This is a genomic window from Mesorhizobium sp. C120A, from assembly GCF_030323105.1.
Lineage (GTDB): Bacteria > Pseudomonadota > Alphaproteobacteria > Rhizobiales > Rhizobiaceae > Mesorhizobium.
Genome location: NZ_CP100476.1, coordinates 2,589,700 through 2,610,722 on the forward strand (window position 1 = coordinate 2,589,700; position 21,023 = coordinate 2,610,722).

The 21,023-nt window shown below is 59.8% G+C and carries 19 protein-coding genes and 1 pseudogene; 14 read left to right on the plus strand and 6 right to left on the minus strand.

All coding sequences use genetic code 11. The features are described from left to right. Positions 1-153: 153 nt before the first annotated feature. Both NL532_RS12600 and NL532_RS12605 read right to left on the minus strand, forming a co-directional pair. Positions 154-455, minus strand: a pseudogene (locus NL532_RS12600) (glutathione-dependent formaldehyde dehydrogenase); the annotation flags it as partial. Positions 456-492: 37 nt separating this feature from the next. Then, positions 493-1,290, minus strand: a complete 798-nt coding sequence (locus tag NL532_RS12605) for an SDR family NAD(P)-dependent oxidoreductase (RefSeq protein WP_023696321.1) — start codon at positions 1,288-1,290, stop codon at positions 493-495. Between the two features lie 517 nt (positions 1,291-1,807). On the opposite strand from NL532_RS12605, the gene NL532_RS12610 reads away from it, so the two are divergent. Genes NL532_RS12610 through NL532_RS12625 form a run of 4 tightly spaced genes read left to right on the plus strand, consistent with a single transcriptional unit; the run spans position 1,808 to position 4,180 of the window. Next, positions 1,808-2,269, plus strand: coding sequence for a hypothetical protein (locus NL532_RS12610; RefSeq protein ID WP_245264003.1), 462 nt, complete (start codon positions 1,808-1,810; stop codon positions 2,267-2,269). After that, on the plus strand, positions 2,266-3,486 hold the full coding sequence (locus NL532_RS12615; protein WP_023829153.1) for an NRAMP family divalent metal transporter: 1,221 nt from the start codon (positions 2,266-2,268) through the stop codon (positions 3,484-3,486). The genes NL532_RS12610 and NL532_RS12615 overlap by 4 nt, the downstream gene beginning before the upstream one ends. Beyond that, entirely contained in the window at positions 3,483-3,845 is a 363-nt protein-coding gene (locus NL532_RS12620; RefSeq protein WP_245260609.1) for a hypothetical protein, read from the plus strand. Before NL532_RS12615 ends, NL532_RS12620 begins: the two co-directional genes overlap by 4 nt. Further along, positions 3,845-4,180 (plus strand): hypothetical protein, encoded by a 336-nt coding sequence (locus NL532_RS12625; protein ID WP_023696319.1) that lies wholly within the window; start codon positions 3,845-3,847, stop codon positions 4,178-4,180. Before NL532_RS12620 ends, NL532_RS12625 begins: the two co-directional genes overlap by 1 nt. Positions 4,181-4,259: 79 nt before the next feature. Here the strand turns inward: NL532_RS12625 and NL532_RS12630 are convergent, their stop codons facing one another. Next, the gene (locus NL532_RS12630) at positions 4,260-4,838 is read right to left on the minus strand and encodes a GNAT family N-acetyltransferase (RefSeq protein ID WP_023826400.1); all 579 of its coding nucleotides are present in this window, start codon (positions 4,836-4,838) and stop codon (positions 4,260-4,262) included. A gap of 202 nt (positions 4,839-5,040) precedes the next feature. On the opposite strand from NL532_RS12630, the gene NL532_RS12635 reads away from it, so the two are divergent. The 5 genes from NL532_RS12635 (at position 5,041) to NL532_RS12655 (ending at position 8,879) form a co-directional block, all read left to right on the plus strand. After that, positions 5,041-5,361, plus strand: coding sequence for a hypothetical protein (locus NL532_RS12635; RefSeq protein ID WP_031195797.1), 321 nt, complete (start codon positions 5,041-5,043; stop codon positions 5,359-5,361). 635 nt (positions 5,362-5,996) lie between these two features. After that, the gene (locus tag NL532_RS12640) at positions 5,997-6,407 is read left to right on the plus strand and encodes a DUF427 domain-containing protein (protein ID WP_023704637.1); all 411 of its coding nucleotides are present in this window, start codon (positions 5,997-5,999) and stop codon (positions 6,405-6,407) included. Between the two features lie 40 nt (positions 6,408-6,447). Continuing rightward, entirely contained in the window at positions 6,448-6,867 is a 420-nt protein-coding gene (locus NL532_RS12645; protein WP_023733187.1) for an HD domain-containing protein, read from the plus strand. 330 nt (positions 6,868-7,197) lie between these two features. Continuing rightward, entirely contained in the window at positions 7,198-7,704 is a 507-nt protein-coding gene (locus NL532_RS12650; RefSeq protein ID WP_023668075.1) for a YciE/YciF ferroxidase family protein, read from the plus strand. Positions 7,705-7,832: 128 nt separating this feature from the next. Then, a complete protein-coding gene (locus NL532_RS12655; protein ID WP_023815880.1) occupies positions 7,833-8,879 on the plus strand; it encodes an ATP-dependent DNA ligase in 1,047 nt (348 codons plus the stop codon). Positions 8,880-9,533: 654 nt separating this feature from the next. Here NL532_RS12655 and ku read toward each other — a convergent pair. After that, positions 9,534-10,673 carry a non-homologous end joining protein Ku gene (gene ku / locus NL532_RS32195; protein ID WP_502882003.1) on the minus strand — a complete coding sequence of 380 codons (1,140 nt, stop codon included), beginning with the start codon at positions 10,671-10,673 and terminating at the stop codon, positions 9,534-9,536. A 201-nt stretch (positions 10,674-10,874) separates the two neighbouring features. On the opposite strand from ku, the gene NL532_RS32390 reads away from it, so the two are divergent. From NL532_RS32390 to NL532_RS12680, 5 genes are all read left to right on the plus strand, one after another. Further along, a complete protein-coding gene (locus tag NL532_RS32390) occupies positions 10,875-11,057 on the plus strand; it encodes a DUF6894 family protein (protein WP_502882005.1) in 183 nt (60 codons plus the stop codon). Positions 11,058-11,080: 23 nt separating this feature from the next. After that, entirely contained in the window at positions 11,081-11,701 is a 621-nt protein-coding gene (locus tag NL532_RS12665) for a cysteine hydrolase family protein (RefSeq protein WP_023687850.1), read from the plus strand. Positions 11,702-12,150: 449 nt separating this feature from the next. Beyond that, positions 12,151-12,282: a hypothetical protein gene (locus NL532_RS12670; RefSeq protein ID WP_280799881.1), complete on the plus strand. Its 132-nt coding sequence runs from the start codon at positions 12,151-12,153 to the stop codon at positions 12,280-12,282. A gap of 183 nt (positions 12,283-12,465) precedes the next feature. Beyond that, on the plus strand, positions 12,466-18,177 hold the full coding sequence (locus tag NL532_RS12675) for a HAMP domain-containing protein (protein ID WP_032900108.1): 5,712 nt from the start codon (positions 12,466-12,468) through the stop codon (positions 18,175-18,177). Then, positions 18,125-20,263 (plus strand): PAS domain-containing hybrid sensor histidine kinase/response regulator, encoded by a 2,139-nt coding sequence (locus NL532_RS12680; protein ID WP_286488118.1) that lies wholly within the window; start codon positions 18,125-18,127, stop codon positions 20,261-20,263. The genes NL532_RS12675 and NL532_RS12680 overlap by 53 nt, the downstream gene beginning before the upstream one ends. A gap of 125 nt (positions 20,264-20,388) precedes the next feature. Here NL532_RS12680 and NL532_RS12685 read toward each other — a convergent pair whose 3' ends face one another. Further along, a complete protein-coding gene (locus NL532_RS12685) occupies positions 20,389-20,823 on the minus strand; it encodes a GFA family protein (protein WP_348524277.1) in 435 nt (144 codons plus the stop codon). Continuing rightward, positions 20,810-21,001, minus strand: a complete 192-nt coding sequence (locus NL532_RS12690) for a PPC domain-containing DNA-binding protein (protein WP_023687853.1) — start codon at positions 20,999-21,001, stop codon at positions 20,810-20,812. Before NL532_RS12690 ends, NL532_RS12685 begins: the two co-directional genes overlap by 14 nt. Between the last annotated feature and the right edge of the window lie 22 nt (positions 21,002-21,023).

Genomic DNA, 21,023 nt, shown 5'->3' on the forward strand with positions numbered 1-21,023 from the left:
GCGTCTGGTACATTGTCATGCTGGTCATGGTTCATCATGGGCTCGCTTTGACGGCAGGTGACCATTACGGAAGTGGCACCTAACCGGCCGTCGACGCGAATGTTCCCTTGTGATTGCAGTGAGGTGTGGGTCGCCTTGCCCGTCTCGGCCGTGAGGCCGCATCACCACTTTGACACAACCTCCTGATTGTCGCGGAACGTCTTGTAGAGATCCGGCCCTGCTTTCAGATCGGTCCGGTGGGTAATCACAAGGAGCGATCGATTGCGCCGTTCTGGACCATGGCCAATAAAGGTTCCAGGTAGCGTTGCGTATGGGTCTGGCCCATCCGGAAAGCTGGTCCCTTATTCATTGCCGCCAAACGGGATGTGATCGACCAGACCAACATAGACGCCGGGAACCGAGATGGTGCCGCCCCTGCGGCAGCGATAGATTGCCTCGCGCAGCACATGCGGCCTTGGGAATGCCAGCCCTTTTGATGACGCGAATATTGGCTCAGTCGCTGGACGCCGACCCCGGCTCGGCCATCCTACGGTGCTGTTCGGCCAAGGTGCCTGCCGGCGTGACATGCGCGGCGGCGACCTGCAGCTTGTTTTTCCAACCGCTGACGACCTGTTCATCACCGGCCATCATCGCCTCGTAACCCGTCTTGGCGACATCGGCCGGATTGTCCTTTTCATCGGAGCCGACCTTGGTATCCATCATTTCAGCGCGCTCGAAGAATCGCGTCTGCGTGGGGCCGGGCATCAGCACGGTGACCGTCACGCCGCTATCTTTCAGCTCATGGCGGAGCGCGATCGAGAAGGAATCGATGAACGCCTTCGTGCCGTTGTAGACGGCCTGGAATGTTCCGGGCATGAAGCCGGCGATCGACCCGGTGAACAGGATGCGTCCGCGACCTCGCCGGGCCATCTTGGCGCCGAGTTCATGCGCCAGATAGACCGTTCCGGTGACATTGGTGTCGATGATCCGGCGGACTTTTCGCCAGTCCTGGTCGACGAAGCCGTTGCCGAGCCCGCGTCCCGCATTGAGAAACAACAGGTCGATATCGCGATCGCCGATCTGGGAGATCAACCGATCGGCGCCCTCGACGGTCGCCAGATCGGCCTCAATGGCTTCGACCGTTACATTGTGGGTCTCAAGTGCCTCTGCCGCCTGCCGGATAGCCGGCTCGTCGGCGGCGATGATCAGGTCGTAACCGTCTTTAGCGCACAGCTTTGCGAGTTCCCTTCCGATGCCACTCGAGGCGCCGGTCACCACAGCGAGTTTGGCGTCCGTCATCATATCCTCCATCTTCGTGCCATCGGAACCACGAGCGGGCACAATTGTTCCGCGGCGTTTGGGCTGGATTGATCGTGCGCTGTCATGACGGTCAGGCGACGGTCGTCGTCGCGGTCCTTGCGCGCATTCATAGAGAGCCGTTGCGACAAAAACCGTTCTACGCCATGAGAACTCGCGATGGCCTACCTTCAAAAAAAGGCCCCCCGAACGCATGGATTGAGTACTCAGAACGGATCAGTTGAAGTTGGAACAAGTGGCCCAGTTGGAAGTTCGAACCGTGCAGCGTTGTTGCCCTCCCATGTTGATGCTGCGCGATCGGGTCATCCCCTCAGCCCGATCTGCCCGCGCTTCTCCGCGCCAAAGAGAAGCGCGGGCCCCCCTCTTTTAACGGCTGTCCGGGATGGAGCGTTTTGTTACGTTGGACTAGCCGACCTCACAGGCTCGTCGTCGGTTTCGTTTGACGAGCTCTCCGAGCGCTCTAGATCATTGATGCCGGACGCAGTTGGTTCGGGCAGGGGAGGAAATCCGCGTGGCGCATCCAACGCGCGCTGTACCTCATAACGACCGTCATTTTCCGGTTGGCTGGCTGTGCTTGCTTCTGATGCTAGCCGGGTTGGCCGGATGCTCGTCTTCCAATCAGGTGGCGCAGCAATCACGAACAGCGGCCTCCGCGGCACAGACCGTATCGATGGTACTGGATGCCTGGGTGGAGGGAGCGGCACCGTCCGCCTATGCCACGGCCGCACTGCACTCGGTCGGAAAAACGCTGGCCGATGTCGAGGCGCAAATTCGATCGGCCGAGACCGCTGAACTAGCCGAGCGAGCAGGACTGACGGCAGCAGTCAACAGTTTGTCGGTGGCGGTGGCGCATGCCGAGGCGGGATTGCGGGTGAACAATCGCACTGAGGTGAAAAGCGCACAACAGGATCTTCGGGCGGCCATGCGCTCGCTCGCCGCCGCTTACACCAGCGCTTTCGGACCAAAGCCGTGAAGAAGCTTCTGGAAATATCGCTTGGCGTCGTCACCAGTGTCGGAGGTTTCCTCGAAGTCGGGTCGATGGCTACGGCGGCGCAGGCGGGTGCCGCCTTCGGATTCCAGCTAATCTGGGCCATAGTTCTCGGCACCATATGCATCATCTTTTTGGTTGAAATGGCCGGTCGGTTCGCCGCGATTAGCCATCACACGATCTCAGAGGGCATTCGTGAAAGATTTGGGTTCAACGTCTTCCTATGGCCGTTGCTCGTCGTCCTTCTCGTCAATTTCATGGTGCTGTCCGCTGAGATCGGCGGTGTGGCCATCGCACTCGAACTTGCCACCGGCATAGGCTTCCAGTGGTGGGCACTGCCGGTGGCGTTGCTGGCATGGTTGCTGCTGTGGAAAGGCACGTTTGGCTTTATCGAGAAAGGCGTTTCGGTCCTCGGCCTCGTGACGCTGTGCTTCGTGGTTGGTGCGGTGATGTTAAAGCCCGACTGGACAGCGGTCGCTGGCAGCGCCGTGCCTTCGCTGCCGGCTCACGATGCCATCAATTACTGGTTCATGGCGGCCAGCATTCTCGGCGCCTCGATATCGCCTTATCTTTTCATGTTTTATTCCTCGGGAGCTATCGAGGACAAGTGGGATGAAAGCCACCTTGGGGCCAATCGTGCCATCGCCGGGCTGGGCATGACCTTCGGTGGGACCATTTCGATCGGCGTGTTGATCGTCGCTGCTCTCGTTCTCGCGACGCACGGCATCGACCAGGTGGACGACTATCACCAACTGCCGTTGATGCTGATCCCTATATTCGGCTTCTGGGGGTTCGTTCTATTCGTTGCCTCGCTAGCCATTGCCTGTTTCGGCGCCGCACTCGAAGTCGGGTTGCAACAGGCATATCTGGTGGCACAGGGCTTTGGCTGGACGTGGGGCGAGGATCGCAAGCCGCGCGATGATCCGGGCTTCAGTGCCGTCTATACGGCATCATTGTTTTTGGCCGCCATTCCGATCATGCTTGGCCTCGACCCACTGAGGCTGACCATCTTTTCCATGGCGGTAACAGCGGCAAGCCTTCCGCTGACGGTAGTTCCATTTCTCTTCCTGCTGAATGACGAACGCTATGTCGGCGAACATCGCAACGGCATCATTTCGAATGCCGCCGTTGTCTTCATTATCGCGCTTGCCTTCGTGCTCGCCGTGGTGACGATTCCGCTGCAGATATTCGGAGGCACATGATGGAATTGATGCGTGATCTCCTGGACAAGCAGGTGTTCGACCGCCGGCGGGTCAAGATCGGCAAGGTCGACGGAGTGGTGGCCGAGTTGCGGCGGGGCAAACCACCAAGGATTGTCGCGATAGAACTCGGCTCCATCACTTTGGCGCGCCGCCTTGGCGCGCGGCCCGGGGAATGGATGGCGCAACTGGCGACGAGGGTGGGTGGCAAACGCCACGCCGTGCCACACAGGATTGCGTGGAAAAAGGTGCAGGACAACGGGCTCGACATCGAATGTGACATCGAGGTGGGCGAGACGTCGATTTTCGCCTGGCAGGACTGGTTGCGCGATCATGTCATCGGGCGCATCCCAGGAGCGTGATGATGAGGACAGTCAACCTCGAACATCTTGCCGGGCGACGCGTGCTCTCGCAGCGCGGAAAGAGCATCGGTCACATCGAAGAGATTCTCGCCGAACAGCGTGGCGACGAGCTCGTCGTTACTGAATTCCACGTTGGCATCTACGCCGCGTTCGAGCGTCTGTCGGCCTCGACCATCGGCATCGCGATGCTCGACCTGCTTCGGCTGCGCCGCCGCGACGGCCTGTACCGCATTCCCTGGGATAAACTCGATATCTCCGATCCGGCGCGACCGCGGCTGCTATGCCCGATGACCGAGCTTCCTGGATGGAAAGGGCAAAAGGACCTTCGGGAGTAGATGGCTACGGCTGGGAGGGCTAAGGCGCCGGCGTTTGGCCGGCGAACAGCCGTTCGTGCAGATGGCGCCTCCGCAAAGATCACTGCAGGTTCTTGCGAAGGAAGATGCGGGCGTGTCCTGGAAAAACGAATTCGACCTTGCCGAATTCCTCAAACCCATGATGCCGGTAAAATTGAGGCGCCTGGAAACTGCTCGTCTCGACGACGGCTCTCTTGCATCCACGCCTAACGGCTTCCTCCTCGATCGCCATAAGAAGCTGTGATCCATAGGATCGGCCACGCAATTTTTCAGGCAAGAAGAACATGTCGAGAAACAGGAGCCCCAGTTCCGTTCTGCCCCAAATTCCACCCCAGATCTTTCCGGAGGGGTCGGTAAGCTCCGCGCCGATCACTGCCCGGTCATCGATTCCGGTTTGTTCGATGTTGTGTCGATAGAGCGCAGCGGCCGCCTGCGTTCGTGCATCCCCGTTGTGAGCCAGAGCGATTGTAAATCCTTCGGATCGAGCCGGCATGCGTTCTGCTCCTGCGTCGGAATGGTCTTGAGATTCAACCGTCAGATTAACATCAAGGCGGCCGGTTCGCTCGCAGCTCTGATCGCCGCCGCTTCTGTTGTAACCCGTCTTGCCCACATTCCGCATCGCGATCCGCGTCGGATGCATGCAGCCGCGCCCAACATATCGCTTTGGTGTTGAACAAAGCCCATCCTGCCCTTGTCAGGTCTCATCACAATTCGTGCGCCGTCAAGAGTGTCCACCTCGACGAAGGCTGCTGCGGATCACAATCCATTACGCCGGGAACAATGAGAAAAACCTGTCGTTGGGAAAGCGATCGCAATTCGGCGATTCAAACACGGAGACTCCAATGTTGAAGAAAATTCTAGCCGCGTCGGTGCTAACTATTGCCTTGGCCGGTTCCGCCCTGGCGCAGACAAATGGAACGGGTGCTGGCGGCACGGCTGGCACGGGTAATGGAACTGGTACTGGAACTGTTGGCAGCGGCGGCGCCGCTGGCAATGGCACTGGCAGCGGGAATGCGGCCGTGCCAACCGATCCGAATTCCACAAACTCGACTACAAAATCGAACGGCATGACCGACCGTTGCAAGGACGCCGCAGGCAATGACATCGATAACAACACTGCAAGTGGCGCAACGACCTCGACCGTGCAAAATTGCAACAAGTAGCCGATGGACCTAGCGGCTTCGGCCGCCCGAAGGCCCGCCATCAAGACAATGGCGGGCCTCCGAATACGTGCCTCGCGTGCTGCCTGGATACATAGGAGCACATGTGTCCAAAGAGACCCGGCGGGCCAAACTCGATCGCTTAGCCGCCTCGATTCCGAAGCACGAATTCGAATTCCTAATGAAGATTGCAAAGCTAAGCCGTCATGACCTACTTGGCCTGATCGCTAAACACGATGGCGGCAGGGACAAGGTCTATAGGGACCTTGCGGCCCACTTGGCAGCAACTGAGGCCGCCCCGGAGCCCGTACATGAGGCGGCAGCTGACGACGGCCAAACAGCTGGAGCATCTCCAGCCACGAACTCGCCCGCCGGCAAGTGGCGGCGAAGATCATTTCGGTGCCAGCCCTGACGCTCCACGGAAGCGACGACCGTGTCGTCCTTCCAAAATCTTCGAATGGGTTGGACGTGCATTTTACCGCGCCTTACTGACGAGTACTGCTGGATACGGCAGGCGGTAGGCGCTTTAAGGCCGGCTGCCATTCAGCTTCATCGGACATGCCGGAACCTGAAGCGCCGCCGCGCATTTCGTCTCCAGGCATGACCGATCTTGCGGTAATCGCCAGGGAGAAATTCAGATGCAAACTTCAGGCGCAACTTCACAGCAAAACCTTGGCCGATTGGCCATAGAACCGTTTTCCGGCACGGTGACGGTGCGGTTTTCCGACGCCATCGTCGCAGCTACGGAGCGGGCGAAGGTCCTGCGTGAAGACGGGCACGAGCCCGTTTTCTATATCCCGTTCGAGGACATCTATTTCGATCTTTTCGAAAAGACCGACACCACCACCCGGTGCCCGCTCAAAGGCACCGCAAGCTACTGGCGTGTCCACGCCGTCGGCAGTTCTTCCGATGATTTCATGTGGGCCTACGAAACGCCCGATGCGGCTGCTCTGGCTATTGCAGGTCACGGCGCTTTCGATCCGGAAAAGGCCCGTATCGATGTCGATCCTGCCGAGGACAAGCGACACACGCCACATATCGTCGAATAGGTTTCATCAGGCAGAGACAATCACGGTAACGACAGGCGCGATGAGCATTTTCTACCAGGCGGCAAAGATTGCGGAGGAGGTTCACGCGTCTCAGCGTGATAAGACCGGGCGGCCCTACATCGAGCATTGCCGCCGTATCGTCGACGCCGTCGAGACAATCGATCAGAAGACTGTTGCCTACCTTCATGACGTTCTGGAGAAAGGCGAAGGCTGGACCCGCGCCAAGCTCGAAGAAGCAGGCTTCGGACCGACAATTGCCGCGGCGGTCGATGCCATGTCGCGCAGGCCGGATGAGGAGTATTTCGCCTTTGTCCGGCGGGCTGCGTCGAACCCAGTGGCGCTCCCCGTAAAACGCGCCGATCTGGAGGACAACATCTGGCAGTCGAGGCAGGTCGGAGCGTCGGCGGCCAAATATGAAGAGGGCCTTCGCATGCTTGACCAAGAGTTCTCCCGACAATAGTGCGCGCCCGACGCTGGCATTGCATCTGCCGAGGCAGCCATCGCCTGCGAGAGCTTGCGGCGCACAGCACGTTTCGGCTCTCCTGGCCGTCAGTTTTTCCGCGCCGGCGTGCGCCTGAGGGTCCTCGCTGGACCATGGAACGTGTGATCGGGTCAAAGCTCCTCCGGAGATGGACCGCAGCGTCTCCAAAAGGAGTAACGGCCGGCTCGGAATCAGGAACTCCTCCAGCACCGGTGCGTTGACCAGCAAGCCGGGACGAGTTCCCGGCCTCCGCGGGTGGCGGGCAAGCCGCCGCCGAACCCGAACTTCTGCACAATGAAAGGTAAGGCCATGGGCTTCTTTTCGAAGGACATCAAGACACTCGACGATCTCTTCGTGCACACGCTGCGCGACATCTATTACGCCGAAAAGCAGATCGAGAAAGCGCTGCCGAAGATGATCGGCAAGGCAACCGATCCGCAATTGAAGGCCGGATTCGAAAAACACCTCGAGCAGACCAAAGGCCATATCGAGCGCGTCGAACAGGTGTTCGAATTGCATGGCGTCAAGGCCAAGGAGGTCAACTGCCCGGCGATAGACGGCATTCTGGAGGAAGCCGACGATGTGAGCGGCGACGTCGACGACAAGGAGGTTCTAGACGCGGCGCTGATAGCGTCGGCGCAGGCGGTCGAACACTATGAGATGACCAGATATGGCACGCTCATCGCCTGGGCCAAGCAGCTTGGCCGCAGTGACTGCGCCAACGTATTGGCCAAGAACCTGAAAGAAGAGCAGGCGACCGATCGCAAGCTCACCGAAATGGCGGAAAGCAAGATCAACATGCAGGCTGCCGAGTAGACCGTCCCAGGTCATGATGAGATTGGTTGAAATCTCATCATGACCTAACCCTGTTGGAGCATGATTTTTTCCAAAGCCGGCACCAGTGCTGCGTTGAGTCGATCTCCATCGTTGTCCACGGAACTTTCATGACGGGCGAATCTGCCATCTCTCGCGATCTGCCGACGAGTGTAAAATCGTCTTTCGGCGTGGCGTTGAGCACGGCGCCGATGGAAGCAAAGGCTGCCGACACGTTGCCGGCCGATGCTGGCCGATGGCAATACGAACCCAAATGGGACGGGTTCCGCTGCCTGGCCTTTAAATCCGGCGCGGCCGTGGAGTTGCGTGCAAAATCCGGCAAGCCGTTAGGGCGGTATTTCCCGGAAGTCGTCGCGATGTTGCATGAACTGAAAACAAAAGAGTTCGTGGTCGATGGTGAGATCGTCATCGAAATTGCAGGCTCTCTTTCTTTCGACGCCTTGCAGATGCGGCTGCATCCGGCGGAAAGCAGGATCCGGAAACTGTCGGTCGCGACGCCGGCAAAGCTGATCCTCTTTGACATGTTGGCGACCTCCGAGGGCGCCTTGATGCAGCAGCCGCTCTCGGTTCGGCGCGCTGCACTCGAACTGTTCGTAAAGTCGGCCGCGCGAAAGGATCTCGAACTGTCTCGGGCGACGCGTGATTTGGCGGCGGCAGGCAGATGGCTTGGCCAATCCGGACAAGGTTCGACCGACGGGGTCGTTGCCAAGCTTCTCGATGACGAATATCGACCCGGCGAGCGCGCCATGGTCAAAGTCAAGCGCCTGCGCACGGCCGATTGTGTCGTCGGAGGGTTCCGCTACCTGGCGAATTCGCGTGAAGTCGGCTCCCTGTTGCTTGGCCTGTACAATGACCAGGGGCAACTCGACCATGTCGGGTTCACTTCGACGATCGCCCGGGAGGACAGGGCCAAGCTTACGCGACAACTTGAAGCTTTGCGATCGGCTCCTGGCTTCACGGGAAAAGCGCCGGGCGGTCCCAGTCGGTGGAGCACGGAAAGAAGCGGACAATGGGAGCCATTGCGGCCCGAACTGGTGGCGGAGGTGCGGTTCGATCATGTCACCGGCGATCGTTTCCGTCATGGCACCAAATTTCTGCGATGGCGTCCTGACAAAAGCCCGAAGCAATGCACGTTCGAACAGATACTTGGAAAATGAGGCTTGGCGAGGCGTCGACAGGTCCACACCATCGAGACCAAATCCGTCAAGCATTCGGCGCAGCCAAATCCAGTCGCATTTCACTGGCGATCTTGAACCCGGCGGCGAGATAAACGCCTTTGCAGGAGGATGCCGGACCAAACTCGTTGTTCAGTCTGTCACCACGCCTCGCTTTGGCGGATCACGGTTCTCGTCCGGATTAGGAACTGGCACTTCGTCGGGAAGAAGATCCGGCTCAGGCTCGCGTATGTCCGGCGTCCACGTCGGCGCATCCACTGGCGGCTCTTCGGTTGGCTCTGGTTTGGGGGGCACATCTATTCTCCGGGTTTCGCTTGGGCGTGGGGTTCGGCCCGCCACAGGTCGCGCGTCGCCGCGTCTGGAGGCGAAAGGGTCTTTTCACACCCCATGTATTTTTACCGATGGCCAGCGGTCCTGGGGCTTGTCGGCGCCCGATCAGAGTCCTGCGTTCCGGCTCCTTTGAGCGCAATGTTGGCATCCGCTGCCTCTGGCTCTTTGAGGACTGCCCTGTCGACGTTCTTGATCTCGGCCATAAGGCATCGTCCTTGGTGGCCAACGGGCAACCGCGAGAATTGTTCCGAGCTATTAAGGGCGGCTGGAGCTGCTGTGCGGACCTTCTGGCTGGGCAGTTATCAACTATGCTGTCTTGCGTTTCGGTGAGGCTCTCTTTGTGGATCTCGCCAGCCCTTCCTGTTTGAGGCTCTTCTTCAGCACCTCAGCGAGGTTGATGACATTCTCCTGTGGCCTTGGTGCGGGCTTCGGCAGCTTCTTGCCTTTGCGCTTTGCATCGATCATGGCGATCAGCGCGTCTTCATAGGTGTCTTCAAATTTCGAGGGATCGAAGGTCGTCACTTTTTTGTCAATAAGCATGCCGGCGATTTCGAGCAGATCGGGGTCGTATTTCTGCTTGGCCAATCCATCGAACACAGTGCTTTCCGAAACCATTTCGTTGTGGTTGCGAAGCTCGGTCATCACCATGCCCTTGCCATAGGGCTGAATCAGCACTTCGCGGCCGCGCTGGTAGAGCACCACGCAGGATCGAGCGGCCACGCCCTTGTTCTTCATGGCATCGCGGATCACTCCGTATGCTTCGATTGCGGCGCCGTCGGCCGGGATCAGATAGTAGGGCTTCTCGAGATAGCGCGTATCGATATCGTCAATCGATACGAATTCGCCGACTTCGAGCGTGTGCTTCGACGTCAGCTTCAACGCCTTTATGTCGTCAGGTTCGATCTGGAGAAATTCGTCTTTTTCGATCTCGAAACCCTTCACCTGATCCGCTGCATCCACCAGCTTTCCGGTCTCCTCGTCGGCGTAGACGCTCCTGACCGGCAGACCGTCCTTGCGGTTCAAAATCTTGAAATGGATCTTGGATGCTTCGCTGGTTGCGCCGACAATCTTCACGCCGCAAGTAACCGAACCAACCTTCAAGAAGCCCTTCCAGGCAGCACGTGGCGCGGCCATTTTGCGCTTATCCCGTTTCCAGCTAGGGCAACGCGTTTCCGTTCGAATTGTTCCTGCGGCGGGGGCTCGGTGCACGTCAATGTCCGGCGGGGAAGTCCTGTCGGTCTCGACAGCCGGGCCGGCGCCTGCATCCGCAGGAACCGAAAGCGCACCATGAACATTGTCAGACACAGGCAGGAGAGTGTCATGCAAGTCGTTCGGACCGAAGTGGTGAATGCCAGGGCGCCAGACGGGCAGTCGGTTCGCCGGGTGATATTTTGCGGCGAGGGCGGCGACTGCGTTACGGTGGACATGGCAAACGTCGGGATACATGCTGAAGATGACGTGCTTGCCCGCGCAAAGGCAATCCTGGTCCAGACAGCGACCTTTGATCTCGCAGCCAATGAATATGACGCGAGCAGCAACGGCAATTTCGACCAGGTCGAGATAACCTCTGCAAGCGACGGCGCCGGCGACGTATATGTCTTTGAGTATCGCGATGGCGAAACCAGCCGACGCATACCGCCGTCGAGGATGGCGAGCCTTGAGGCGGCCCGGTCCGAAGCTATCCGCTGCGCAATCGATCTTCTCGCCGACCTGCAGCCTGGCACGGACGCTCTGTCCGGCTGGCTCGTGAGGGTATCCAACGAAAACGGTGAATTGCTTTACACTGTTGATGTGGCTGAGGCCGATGCAGCGCGGCAGGCAGGCCAGTAACCCAAACCCGACGGAATCCACCAGTGGCCGCCCAAGGATTGATTCACGGACCAATAGGCGACGATGGCCTGCATCTGTGCGTCGACATGCAGCGCCTGTTTGCGCCGGGTGGACCTTGGCCCGTGCCGTGGGCTGAAAAGGTGGTCCCGGCGATCGAAGAACTGGTCGCCAGACATGCCAGCCGTACCCTGTTCACGCGCTTCATTCCTGCCGCCCGCCCGGGCGAGGCGCCGGGAATGTGGGCAAACTACTATCGTCGGTGGGCGGAGGTAACCCTTTCCAACATCGATCCGCGCCTGATCGAGCTGATGCCTCAACTTGCACGATTCGTGCCGCCGGCGACGGTGGTCGACAAACATGTCTATTCGCCCTGGACCGAGGGGCGGCTCGACGCGCTGCTGAGTGGCTCCGGCGTGCGTGCGCTCGTGATCACCGGTGGCGAAACCGACGTTTGCGTTCTCGCGACCGTGCTTGGCGCCATCGATCGTGGCTTTCGCGTCATTCTCGTCACCGATGCCATCTGCAGCTCTGCCGACCAGACCCATGACGCACTGATGGAAGTCTACCATTCCCGCTTCAGTGAGCAGATTGAGGCGGCCAGCATGGCGGAGGTGTTGGAGTGTTGGCCACAACTCACTCGCTGATCTGGGGGGCTTCAAGTGAAAGGGCCGACAATCGTCATTCTGGTCGGGCGGACTGTTTCAGTTGGCGGACGGCACTACAGTGAACCGGAAAACGTATATGAACGGCACGATTGCCTGATCTGCTCGCTCGCGTGAATCAGTGTCTGGAAGCGTACAAAGCCTTGCAGAGCTATCGACAGCGCGGCCAACCGTCATAGAATGGACAGGATACAGCGCCGAAGACTCGATGCCGGCATCTAGCAATCTTTGCGAGACATCCGGCGCCTCTGCCGTCGGCCTTCCGCTGGGAGGGTGATTTGCTGAAAAGCGAAGTCATTGACCTTGAAACCTAGTCGCTGGCAATCGCGCTGACGACATTGTGTCGACGGCGTTTGCGGTCGATGGAATCCGCGCAAGTTTCCTGAGTGTCGCTGCGACGACGAGGAATTGTCGGGCTTATGGTCCATGCCATGTCCGGCAAGAAAATTGCCGTGAGCTTCGACCACCGGGTGGCTGCCTCGCCTTCCGAGTTGCGCAACGCAATTCATGCCTCTCTGGCAATGGCAAACGGCTATGACGTGTCGTCGGCTGAAGCACGATAAATCCACAACCGCATCATGAAAATCCGGCGTTCAAACCAAGGCGCAACCGTCGGCCTGGAATTCACGGCACGATGGAACAAAATTGAAGATGCCGCGTTTGGGGTCTTGCGGCGCGATCCACCATTGGCCGCGGGGGCAACTTTATCCGTATAAATCCATAGGGCTGGGAGTGGCGCTGTGACCGTGCAGGCATCCAAGAAGCAATTGGACCGTCGAAGCATCCTGAATTCTCTGAAAGCCTTCCGGCGCGGCGATTTCTCCGTCCGCATCGACAATGTTTATGAAGGCCTCGATTCTGAGATAGCTGAGACTTTCAATGAGATCGCTGACCTCAACGACCAAGTGACGCGCGAGTTCGAGCGCTTGAGCCGGGTCGTCGGCAAGGAGGGGCGGATAGGCGAGCGCGGCCGGGTTCGCAATGCCACCGGCAGTTGGGAATCCAGTGTCCGTTCAGTCAATGATCTCATCGAAGACATGGTTCAGCCAACGGCTGAGGTTGCGCGCGTTATCGGCGCCGTCGCCAAGGGCGACCTTTCGCAGACCATGATGGTCGAAATTGATGGCCGACCGCTGCGCGGCGAATTCCTGCGCATCGGCAAGATCGTCAACACCATGGTCGGCCAGTTGGCCTCCTTCGCCTCTGAGGTGACGCGCGTGGCGCGCGAGGTCGGTACGGAAGGCAAGCTCGGCGGCCAAGCCCGGGTCAAGGGCGTCGCCGGCACGTGGAAAGATCTGACCGACAACGTCAACGCGATGGCCACGAACCTGACCGGGCAAGTGCGCAACATCGCGGAGGTTACGACGGCGGTCGCGTCGGGCGACCTGTCGAAGAAGATCACAGTCGATGTCAAGGGCGAAATCCTAGAACTGAAGAACACCATCAACACGATGGTGGACCAGCTTAATTCCTTCGCTTCGGAAGTGACGCGCGTGGCGCGCGAGGTCGGCACTGAAGGCAAGCTTGGCGGCCAGGCGCGCGTTGAGGGTGTTGGTGGTACGTGGAAGGATCTGACCGACAATGTGAATTCCATGGCCGAGAACCTGACTGGCCAGGTGCGCAACATCGCCGAAGTGACGACCGCGGTGGCTTTGGGCGACCTGTCGAAGAAGATTACGGTGGACGTGAAGGGCGAGATTCTCGAGCTGAAATCCACGATAAACACGATGGTGGACCAGCTGAATTCATTCGCGGGCGAGGTCACGCGCGTGGCACGCGAGGTTGGCACCGAAGGCAAGCTTGGCGGCCAGGCGCAGGTGCGCGGCGTCGCCGGCACCTGGAAGGACCTCACCGACAACGTCAACTCGATGGCCGAGAACCTGACCGGTCAGGTGCGCAATATCGCCGAGGTGACCACGGCGGTCGCGTCGGGCGATCTGTCCAAGAAGATCACGGTCGCCGTGCAAGGCGAAATCCTGGAACTCAAGGACACCATCAACACGATGGTCGACCAACTGAACTCCTTTGCCTCGGAAGTGACGCGCGTGGCACGCGAGGTCGGCACCGAAGGCAAGCTGGGCGGCCAGGCAGAGGTGAGGGGCGTCGGCGGCACATGGAAGGATTTGACCGACAACGTCAATCTCATGGCCGCCAACCTGACTGGCCAGGTTCGAAACATCGCAGAAGTCACCACCGCCGTGGCGCGCGGCGACCTGTCGAAGAAGATCACCGTCGACGTCAAAGGCGAGATCCTGGAGCTCAAGGACACCGTCAACACGATGGTCGACCAACTGAACTCCTTCGCCTCTGAGGTCACGCGTGTGGCCCGCGAAGTGGGATCGGAAGGCAAGCTTGGTGGCCAGGCGCATGTCGAAGGCGTCGGTGGCACCTGGAAGGATCTGACCGACAACGTCAACGCCATGGCCGGCAATTTGACGGTGCAGTTGCGTGACGTGTCGAAGGTGGCAACGGCCATCGCGACCGGCGACTTGACCCAGAAGATCACCGTCGACGCGCTGGGCGAGATCTTGCAGATCAAGGACGTCATCAACACGATGGTCGACCAGCTCAATTCCTTCGCTTCGGAAGTGACACGTGTGGCGCGCGAGGTCGGCTCCGATGGCAAGCTCGGCGGCCAGGCCCAGGTGCGCGGCATCGGCGGCACGTGGAAGGATCTGACCGAAAACGTCAACGCCATGGCGGCCAACCTGACCGGCCAGGTGCGCAACATCGCCGAGGTAACCACCGCCGTGGCGCTCGGGGACCTTTCGAAGAAGATCACCGTCGATGTCCGCGGCGAGATCCTGGAGCTGAAGGACACCATCAACACAATGGTGGACCAGCTTAATTCCTTCGCTTCGGAAGTCACGCGCGTGGCACGCGAGGTCGGCACGGAAGGCAAGTTGGGAGGCCAGGCGCAGGTGCGCGGCGTTGCCGGCACGTGGAAGGATCTCACAGACAATGTGAACTCGATGGCCGAGAATCTGACCGGCCAGGTGCGCAACATCGCCGAAGTCACGACCGCCGTGGCGCGCGGCGACCTGTCGAAGAAGATCACCGTCGATGTGAAGGGCGAAATCCTGGAGCTCAAGTCGACCATCAACACCATGGTGGACCAGTTGAACTCCTTCGCCGGCGAGGTCACCCGAGTCGCGCGTGAGGTTGGCACCGAGGGCAAGCTTGGTGGCCAGGCGCGCGTCGAAGGTGTTGCCGGTACCTGGAAGGACCTGACCGACAACGTCAACCTGATGGCGACGAACTTGACCAATCAGGTGCGCGGCATCGCCGATGTCGTGACGGCGGTCGCGCAAGGCAATCTCAGGCGCAAACTGACGGTCGACGCGAAGGGAGAGATCGCCCTGCTGGCCGACACCATCAACGGCATGATCGAGACGCTTGCCACCTTTGCCGACCAGGTGACCAACGTCGCCCGTGAGGTGGGCATCGAGGGCAAGCTCGGCGGTCAGGCGCGTGTGCCAGGTGCCGCCGGCCTCTGGCGCGACCTCACCGACAACGTCAATCAACTCGCTGCCAATCTGACCACCCAGGTGCGTGCCATCGCCGAGGTTTCGACGGCGGTGACCAAGGGCGATCTTACCCGTTCGATCAGCGTCGAAGCGTCCGGCGAGGTCGCCGCGCTAAAAGACAACATCAACGAAATGATCCGCAATCTGAAGGATCAGACGCTGAAGAATGCCGAGCAGGACTGGTTGAAGACCAATCTCGCCCGGTTTTCGCGCATGCTGCAAGGCGAGCGCGATCTTGCCACCGTCTCGCGGCTCATCATGTCCGAACTCGCTCCTCTGGTGAACGCCCAGTATGGGGTGTTCTACGTCACCAATCGCGACGAGGAGGAATCCTATCTTGAGCTGGCGGCTTCCTATGGCGCCGAGAGCAAAGCTGCCATCAAGCAGCGGCTTGATCTGCGAGAGGGCCTGGTTGGGCAAAGTGCCGCCGACAAGCGCGCCATCATGCTGGACAATGTGCCGCCAGAATTCCTTCGGGTCACATCTGGTCTTGGCAGCGCCTCGCCAGCCAATGTCATCATCCTGCCTGCCCTGTTCGAGGATGAAGTCAAAGCCGTCATCGAGCTCGCCTCGTTCGGCGAGTTTCGTGACACACACCAGTCGTTCCTCAACCAGCTCATGGAATCCGTCGGCATCGTTCTCAACACCATCGCTGCGACGATGCGCACGGAGGGCCTGCTCAAGCAGTCGCAACTGCTGACGTCGGAATTGCAAGCGCGTCAAACCGAGCTGACAAAAAAGCAGGAAGAGCTGCATGCGACGAACGAGGAGCTGCAGGAAAAGGCGCAGCTGCTCGAGAACGAAAAGAAGCAGGTCGAAAACAAGAATCTCGAAATCGAGATGGCGCGACGCGCGCTGGAGGAGAAAGCCGAGCAACTGGCACTCACGTCGAAATACAAGTCCGAGTTCCTGGCCAATATGAGCCACGAACTGCGCACGCCGCTCAATTCGCTGCTCATTTTGTCAAACCTGCTGGCGACCAACCAGCACGGCAACCTCAACGAAAAACAGGTAGAGTTCGCCCGCACCATCAATTCGGCAGGAACCGATCTTCTCAGCCTCATCAACGATATCCTCGATCTGTCGAAGATCGAGTCGGGCACTGTTTCCATCGACATCAACGATATGCCGGTGACGCATCTTCGCCAGCATATGGAACGAACTTTTCGTCAGCTGGCAGCCGACAAGGGACTTGGCTTCACCATCAAGGTCGATCCGGCGCTTCCCGACACGGTCCGCACAGATGAGAAACGCTTGCAGCAGATTGTCCTCAACCTGCTTTCCAACGCATTCAAATTCACCTCGGAAGGCGAGGTCAGCCTGAACTTCCGGGTTGAAAAGGCCGGCCGCCGCAATGGCGCGACGCAGCCGGTGAAGGCTCTCGCGATCGCCGTCACCGACACCGGCATTGGCATTCCAGAAGACAAACAGAAGCTGATTTTCGAGGCCTTCCAGCAGGCCGACGGCACCACCAGCCGCAAGTATGGCGGCACCGGCCTTGGGCTCTCGATCAGCCGCGAGATCGCTCGCTTGCTTGGCGGCGAATTGCGGGTCGAAAGCACGCCGGGCAAGGGGTCGACATTTACCCTCATCATCCCGTTCGACGGCCCCCGCGTGACGACAGTACAGTCGACCCTGGCTCCGGCGGCGGAGGCGGTTACTGCGACAGCTCTGCTCAGCAGTCCGGCCTCGGCAGAGCTGATCGACGACCGCGATTCAATCCTACCCACCGATCGGATCGTGTTGATCGTCGAGGACGACCCGACCTTTGGCGGGTTGCTGCTCGGCCTCGCCCGGTCAGCCGGGCTGAAAGGCGTTCTGTCGAATGCAGGTTCCGGCACGCTGGCATTGGCCCGCAAGCTCGTTCCCGACGCAATCACGCTTGATCTCGGGCTTTCGGATATCGATGGCTGGGTGCTTTTCGATCTGCTGCGGCATGACCAGAAGACGAGGGGAATTCCCATCCATGTCATCTCGGGTGCCGAAGACATCGACAGTCTCGCACGCAAGGGGGCGTCCAGCATTTCCACCAAGCCCGTTTCCTCGGACGAGCTGATGAAGGTGTTTCAGGATATCCACTCGAAGAAGCTCCGCGTTCAGCGCCGCGTTCTGGTCGTGGACCCTGACCCGGAGCGGCGTCTGGCGCTGGTCGAGGCAATCCGCGACGGCGTAACGTCGGTCACCGCGATCGGTCGAGTTGCGGCAAATGCAGAAGACGTTGGCCTCGCCTCCTATGATGCCGTCGTGCTCGGCTTTGGACGCTCCGCCAAGGACAACGCAAAGGCGCTGGACGAGATCACCGGCCACTTCGGCGAAGCCTTGCCGCAGCTGCTGTTCTTTACGCCTCACCCGGACGCGCTTGAACAGGTACTGGCGTTGAACCCGGCCTTGGCGGAAGCACCGCGGGCGGAGAACTTCGCTCAATTGGCGCTGCATATTTCGGCAACGCTGCCGGGAGAAGGTCGCCAAGAGGCCTGGGCAGGAACTGAACACAACGGCAAGTCCGATCTCGCCGGGGCGAAAGTTCTCATCGTCGATGACGACATTCGCAATATCTATTCGCTCACCAGTGTTCTGGAGACCTATGACATACAGGTTCTGCATGCCGAGCGGGGCCGTGATGGCATCGCGCTTCTTGAACAGGCGCCCGATGTCGACGTGGCATTGATCGATATCATGATGCCGGAGATGGACGGCTACGAGACGATGCGGCGGATTCGCGGCACACCGGCGATTGCTCATATCCCGCTGATTTCCGTCACCGCAAAGGCGATGAAGGGGGATCGGCAAAAATGTCTGGATGCCGGGGCTTCCGACTACATCGCCAAACCCGTCGACCTGGATCTCCTGCTGGCACTGCTTCGTGTCTGGATCGGGCGTGCCCGATCCCGTGTCGAGAGCCCGGAAAAACTTCTCCTGGCAGCGAACTGACGGCCGTTCGATGCAAAAGCTGGCAAGAAACAGGGTAAGGAAACTTGAGGTGGCAGCTCTTGCCGAAGGGCCGGCAAGAGCCCGCATCCTGGCGGTGGACGACGATGAGCGCAATCTGCTGGCGATCAGCGAAGTGCTCGCGACTGTCGGAGAGGTCATCTGCGCCCAATCGGGCGAAGAGGCTCTGCGCTTTCTGCTGAAAGAGGAGTTCGCCGTCATTCTCCTGGATGTCCTCATGCCAGGGTTGGACGGGTATGAAACGGCCGCACTTATCCGCCAGCGCGAGCAATCCAAGCGCACCCCAATCATCTTCTTGACCGCCATCAACAAGGAGGATGCGCATATGCTGCGCGGCTATGATGCCGGCGCGGTCGACTATGTGTTCAAGCCATTCGATCCGATCATGCTGCGTTCGAAAGTCGCGGTTTTCGTCGAACTCCACGAGAAGACGCTCGAGATCCAGCGCAAGGCGGAGGTCGAGCAGGGACTATTGGCGCAGGCGTTGCAGGCGCACAAGGACAAGCTTCAGGCCGAACGCGCGCTGCGCAGCGCCGAGCAACGGCAGGATGCCATCCTGAATTCGTTGCCGGTCTGCTTTCATGCTCGGGCAGCCGAGCCACCCTTCGCGGCGCGCTTTGTTACCGAGGGCGTCGAGCGCTTGACCGGCTTTGCGCCTGAATACCTGACATCGGATCCGGAGTTCGGTCTCAGCCGCGTTCATCCCGACGACCTGCCGCGATTGAAGCAAGCGCTGCTGGCGGCCAAAACCACCGGCTCCTATACGTGCGAGTTCCGCTGGCATTGCGCCAATGGCGAGTATCGCATCTTTCTCGACCAGGGCGTGATGTCGGACGGCTCAGATGGCCGTGAACCGGAAATTATCGGCACATTGCTTGACATCACCGAGCGGCGCGGTCTTGAGGATCAGCTGCTTCAATCCCAGCGCATCGACGCTATCGGCAAGCTAACCGGCGGCCTGGCGCATGATTTCAACAACCTGCTCGCCGCAATTCTCAGTGGGTTAGGGCTGCTTGAACGCCGGGCTACGTTGGATGATCAGGCGCAACAGGTACTCGACCTGACGCGGCGTTCTGCAAAACAAGGCGCTGACCTTGTCGCGCGAATGCTGGCATTCTCGCGGCGCCAGACCCTGAAGCCGGAAGCGGTGCGCCTTGCTGCGCTGGGCGACACGATGAACGGATTGGTGGCGCCCGTGCTGGGGGGGTTGATCCGTTTCGACTGGCAGATCGATGACACGATCTGGCCGGTGCATGTCGATGCAGGCCAACTTGAATTGGCCTTGATGAATCTGGTTTTCAACGCGCGTGACGCCATGCCCTCTGGCGGGACAATAACCGTGCATGCGCAGAATCGATCGATCGGGACGCCAACAGAGGATATTCCGCCGGGCGACTATGTCATGATCGCCGTCAAGGACACCGGATCCGGCATACCTCCCGATCTTGTCGCCAAGGTCGTCGAACCGTTCTTCACCACCAAGCCGGTCGGTAAGGGAACGGGCCTCGGCCTCAGCACGGTCTACGGCTTCATGAAGCAGTCAGGTGGGACACTTCGCATAGAAAGCGTCGTCAACCGCGGAACTACCATGCAACTCTGGCTGCCACGATCGACCGAACAGCCGGTCGATCCTGTGGTGGAACCCGACATTGAACGAGCGTTCGCCGATGCCGGGATGGAGCACCCATCAATCCTCCTGATCGACGACAGCCATGTTTTGCGGCAATTGACCGCCGAGTCCCTTCGCCAACGTGGTTTCGAGGTGACCTGCGCGGGAGGAGGGGCGGAGGCGCTGGCCATGATGGAGCGCACTCCCAACCAGTTCGACGTCATTATCACCGACTTCGCCATGCCACTCGTATCCGGCGTCGACGTGATCCGCTTCGCGCGCAATTTGCGCTCGGACTGGCCAGCGGTCATGATCACGGGCTATGCCGATGCCCGGGAGATTGCCGATCGGCCGGCCGACGTGCCCTTGCTCGGCAAGCCCTTCCGCGACGAGGATCTGTTCGAAGCGATTTTCCTCGCGATAGAGAATGCGGCCCCCCAAAGGATCAAAACCGGCTAGCGCTTAGGGCTTGTCGACGGTCTGGCCACGTCGGCAGGCCGGGCAGATCGAGACCGCACTTTCGGGGCACGGCGACAAGGGCCGCATTCCTGATCGGCAATCTAGGTCATTCGCAACAGGCGGCGCTACCAGCGCTCCTCGGTGTCGCGGTCCGGTAGGTCTATTCCGCAGCACACCCAACCAAGGCGCTGCGCTGAACCGTAGTTGTACCGAGGCACCAGGTGAGCCGGATCATCGAAGGTACCGACGTGCAGCGCGATCTCGGTTGGCGACGCGTCGTAGCAAAGGCTGAGCGGCGACCCGCATTCTGGGCAGAAGCCTCTTTGTGCGATCGGCGAAGACCTTCGATATGTTGGCGTTCCGGAATTCCAGGTCAGGCTTTGGCAGGGCATCCAGGCAAGAACTGCAAACGCGCTGCCGGTCGCTCGTCTGCACATATCGCAGTGGCAGTAGTGAGCCCTCGGTTCGATCCCGGCGCTGAATCGGATCCTGCCACAGAGACATCCGCCCTTGATGGCCAAGGAGCCGGGTAGGCGCTTGCCAACCTCACGCATTAACATCGATCAAGGCGGCGCCGAACGCTCCGATCGCAGTCAAAGAGGCACTGCCGATGTTCTTGTCGGCGATGTTCTTGTCGGTTGCGAAGGCGGTCAGCGCGGCGAAGCCTTCGTCGCCGAGGTCGAGCACCACGACGAAAATTCTTTGCCCGCTGACCTGATTGACGAGCTTGGGTTTCATGGCGTTCCGAACCTGTTGCGGG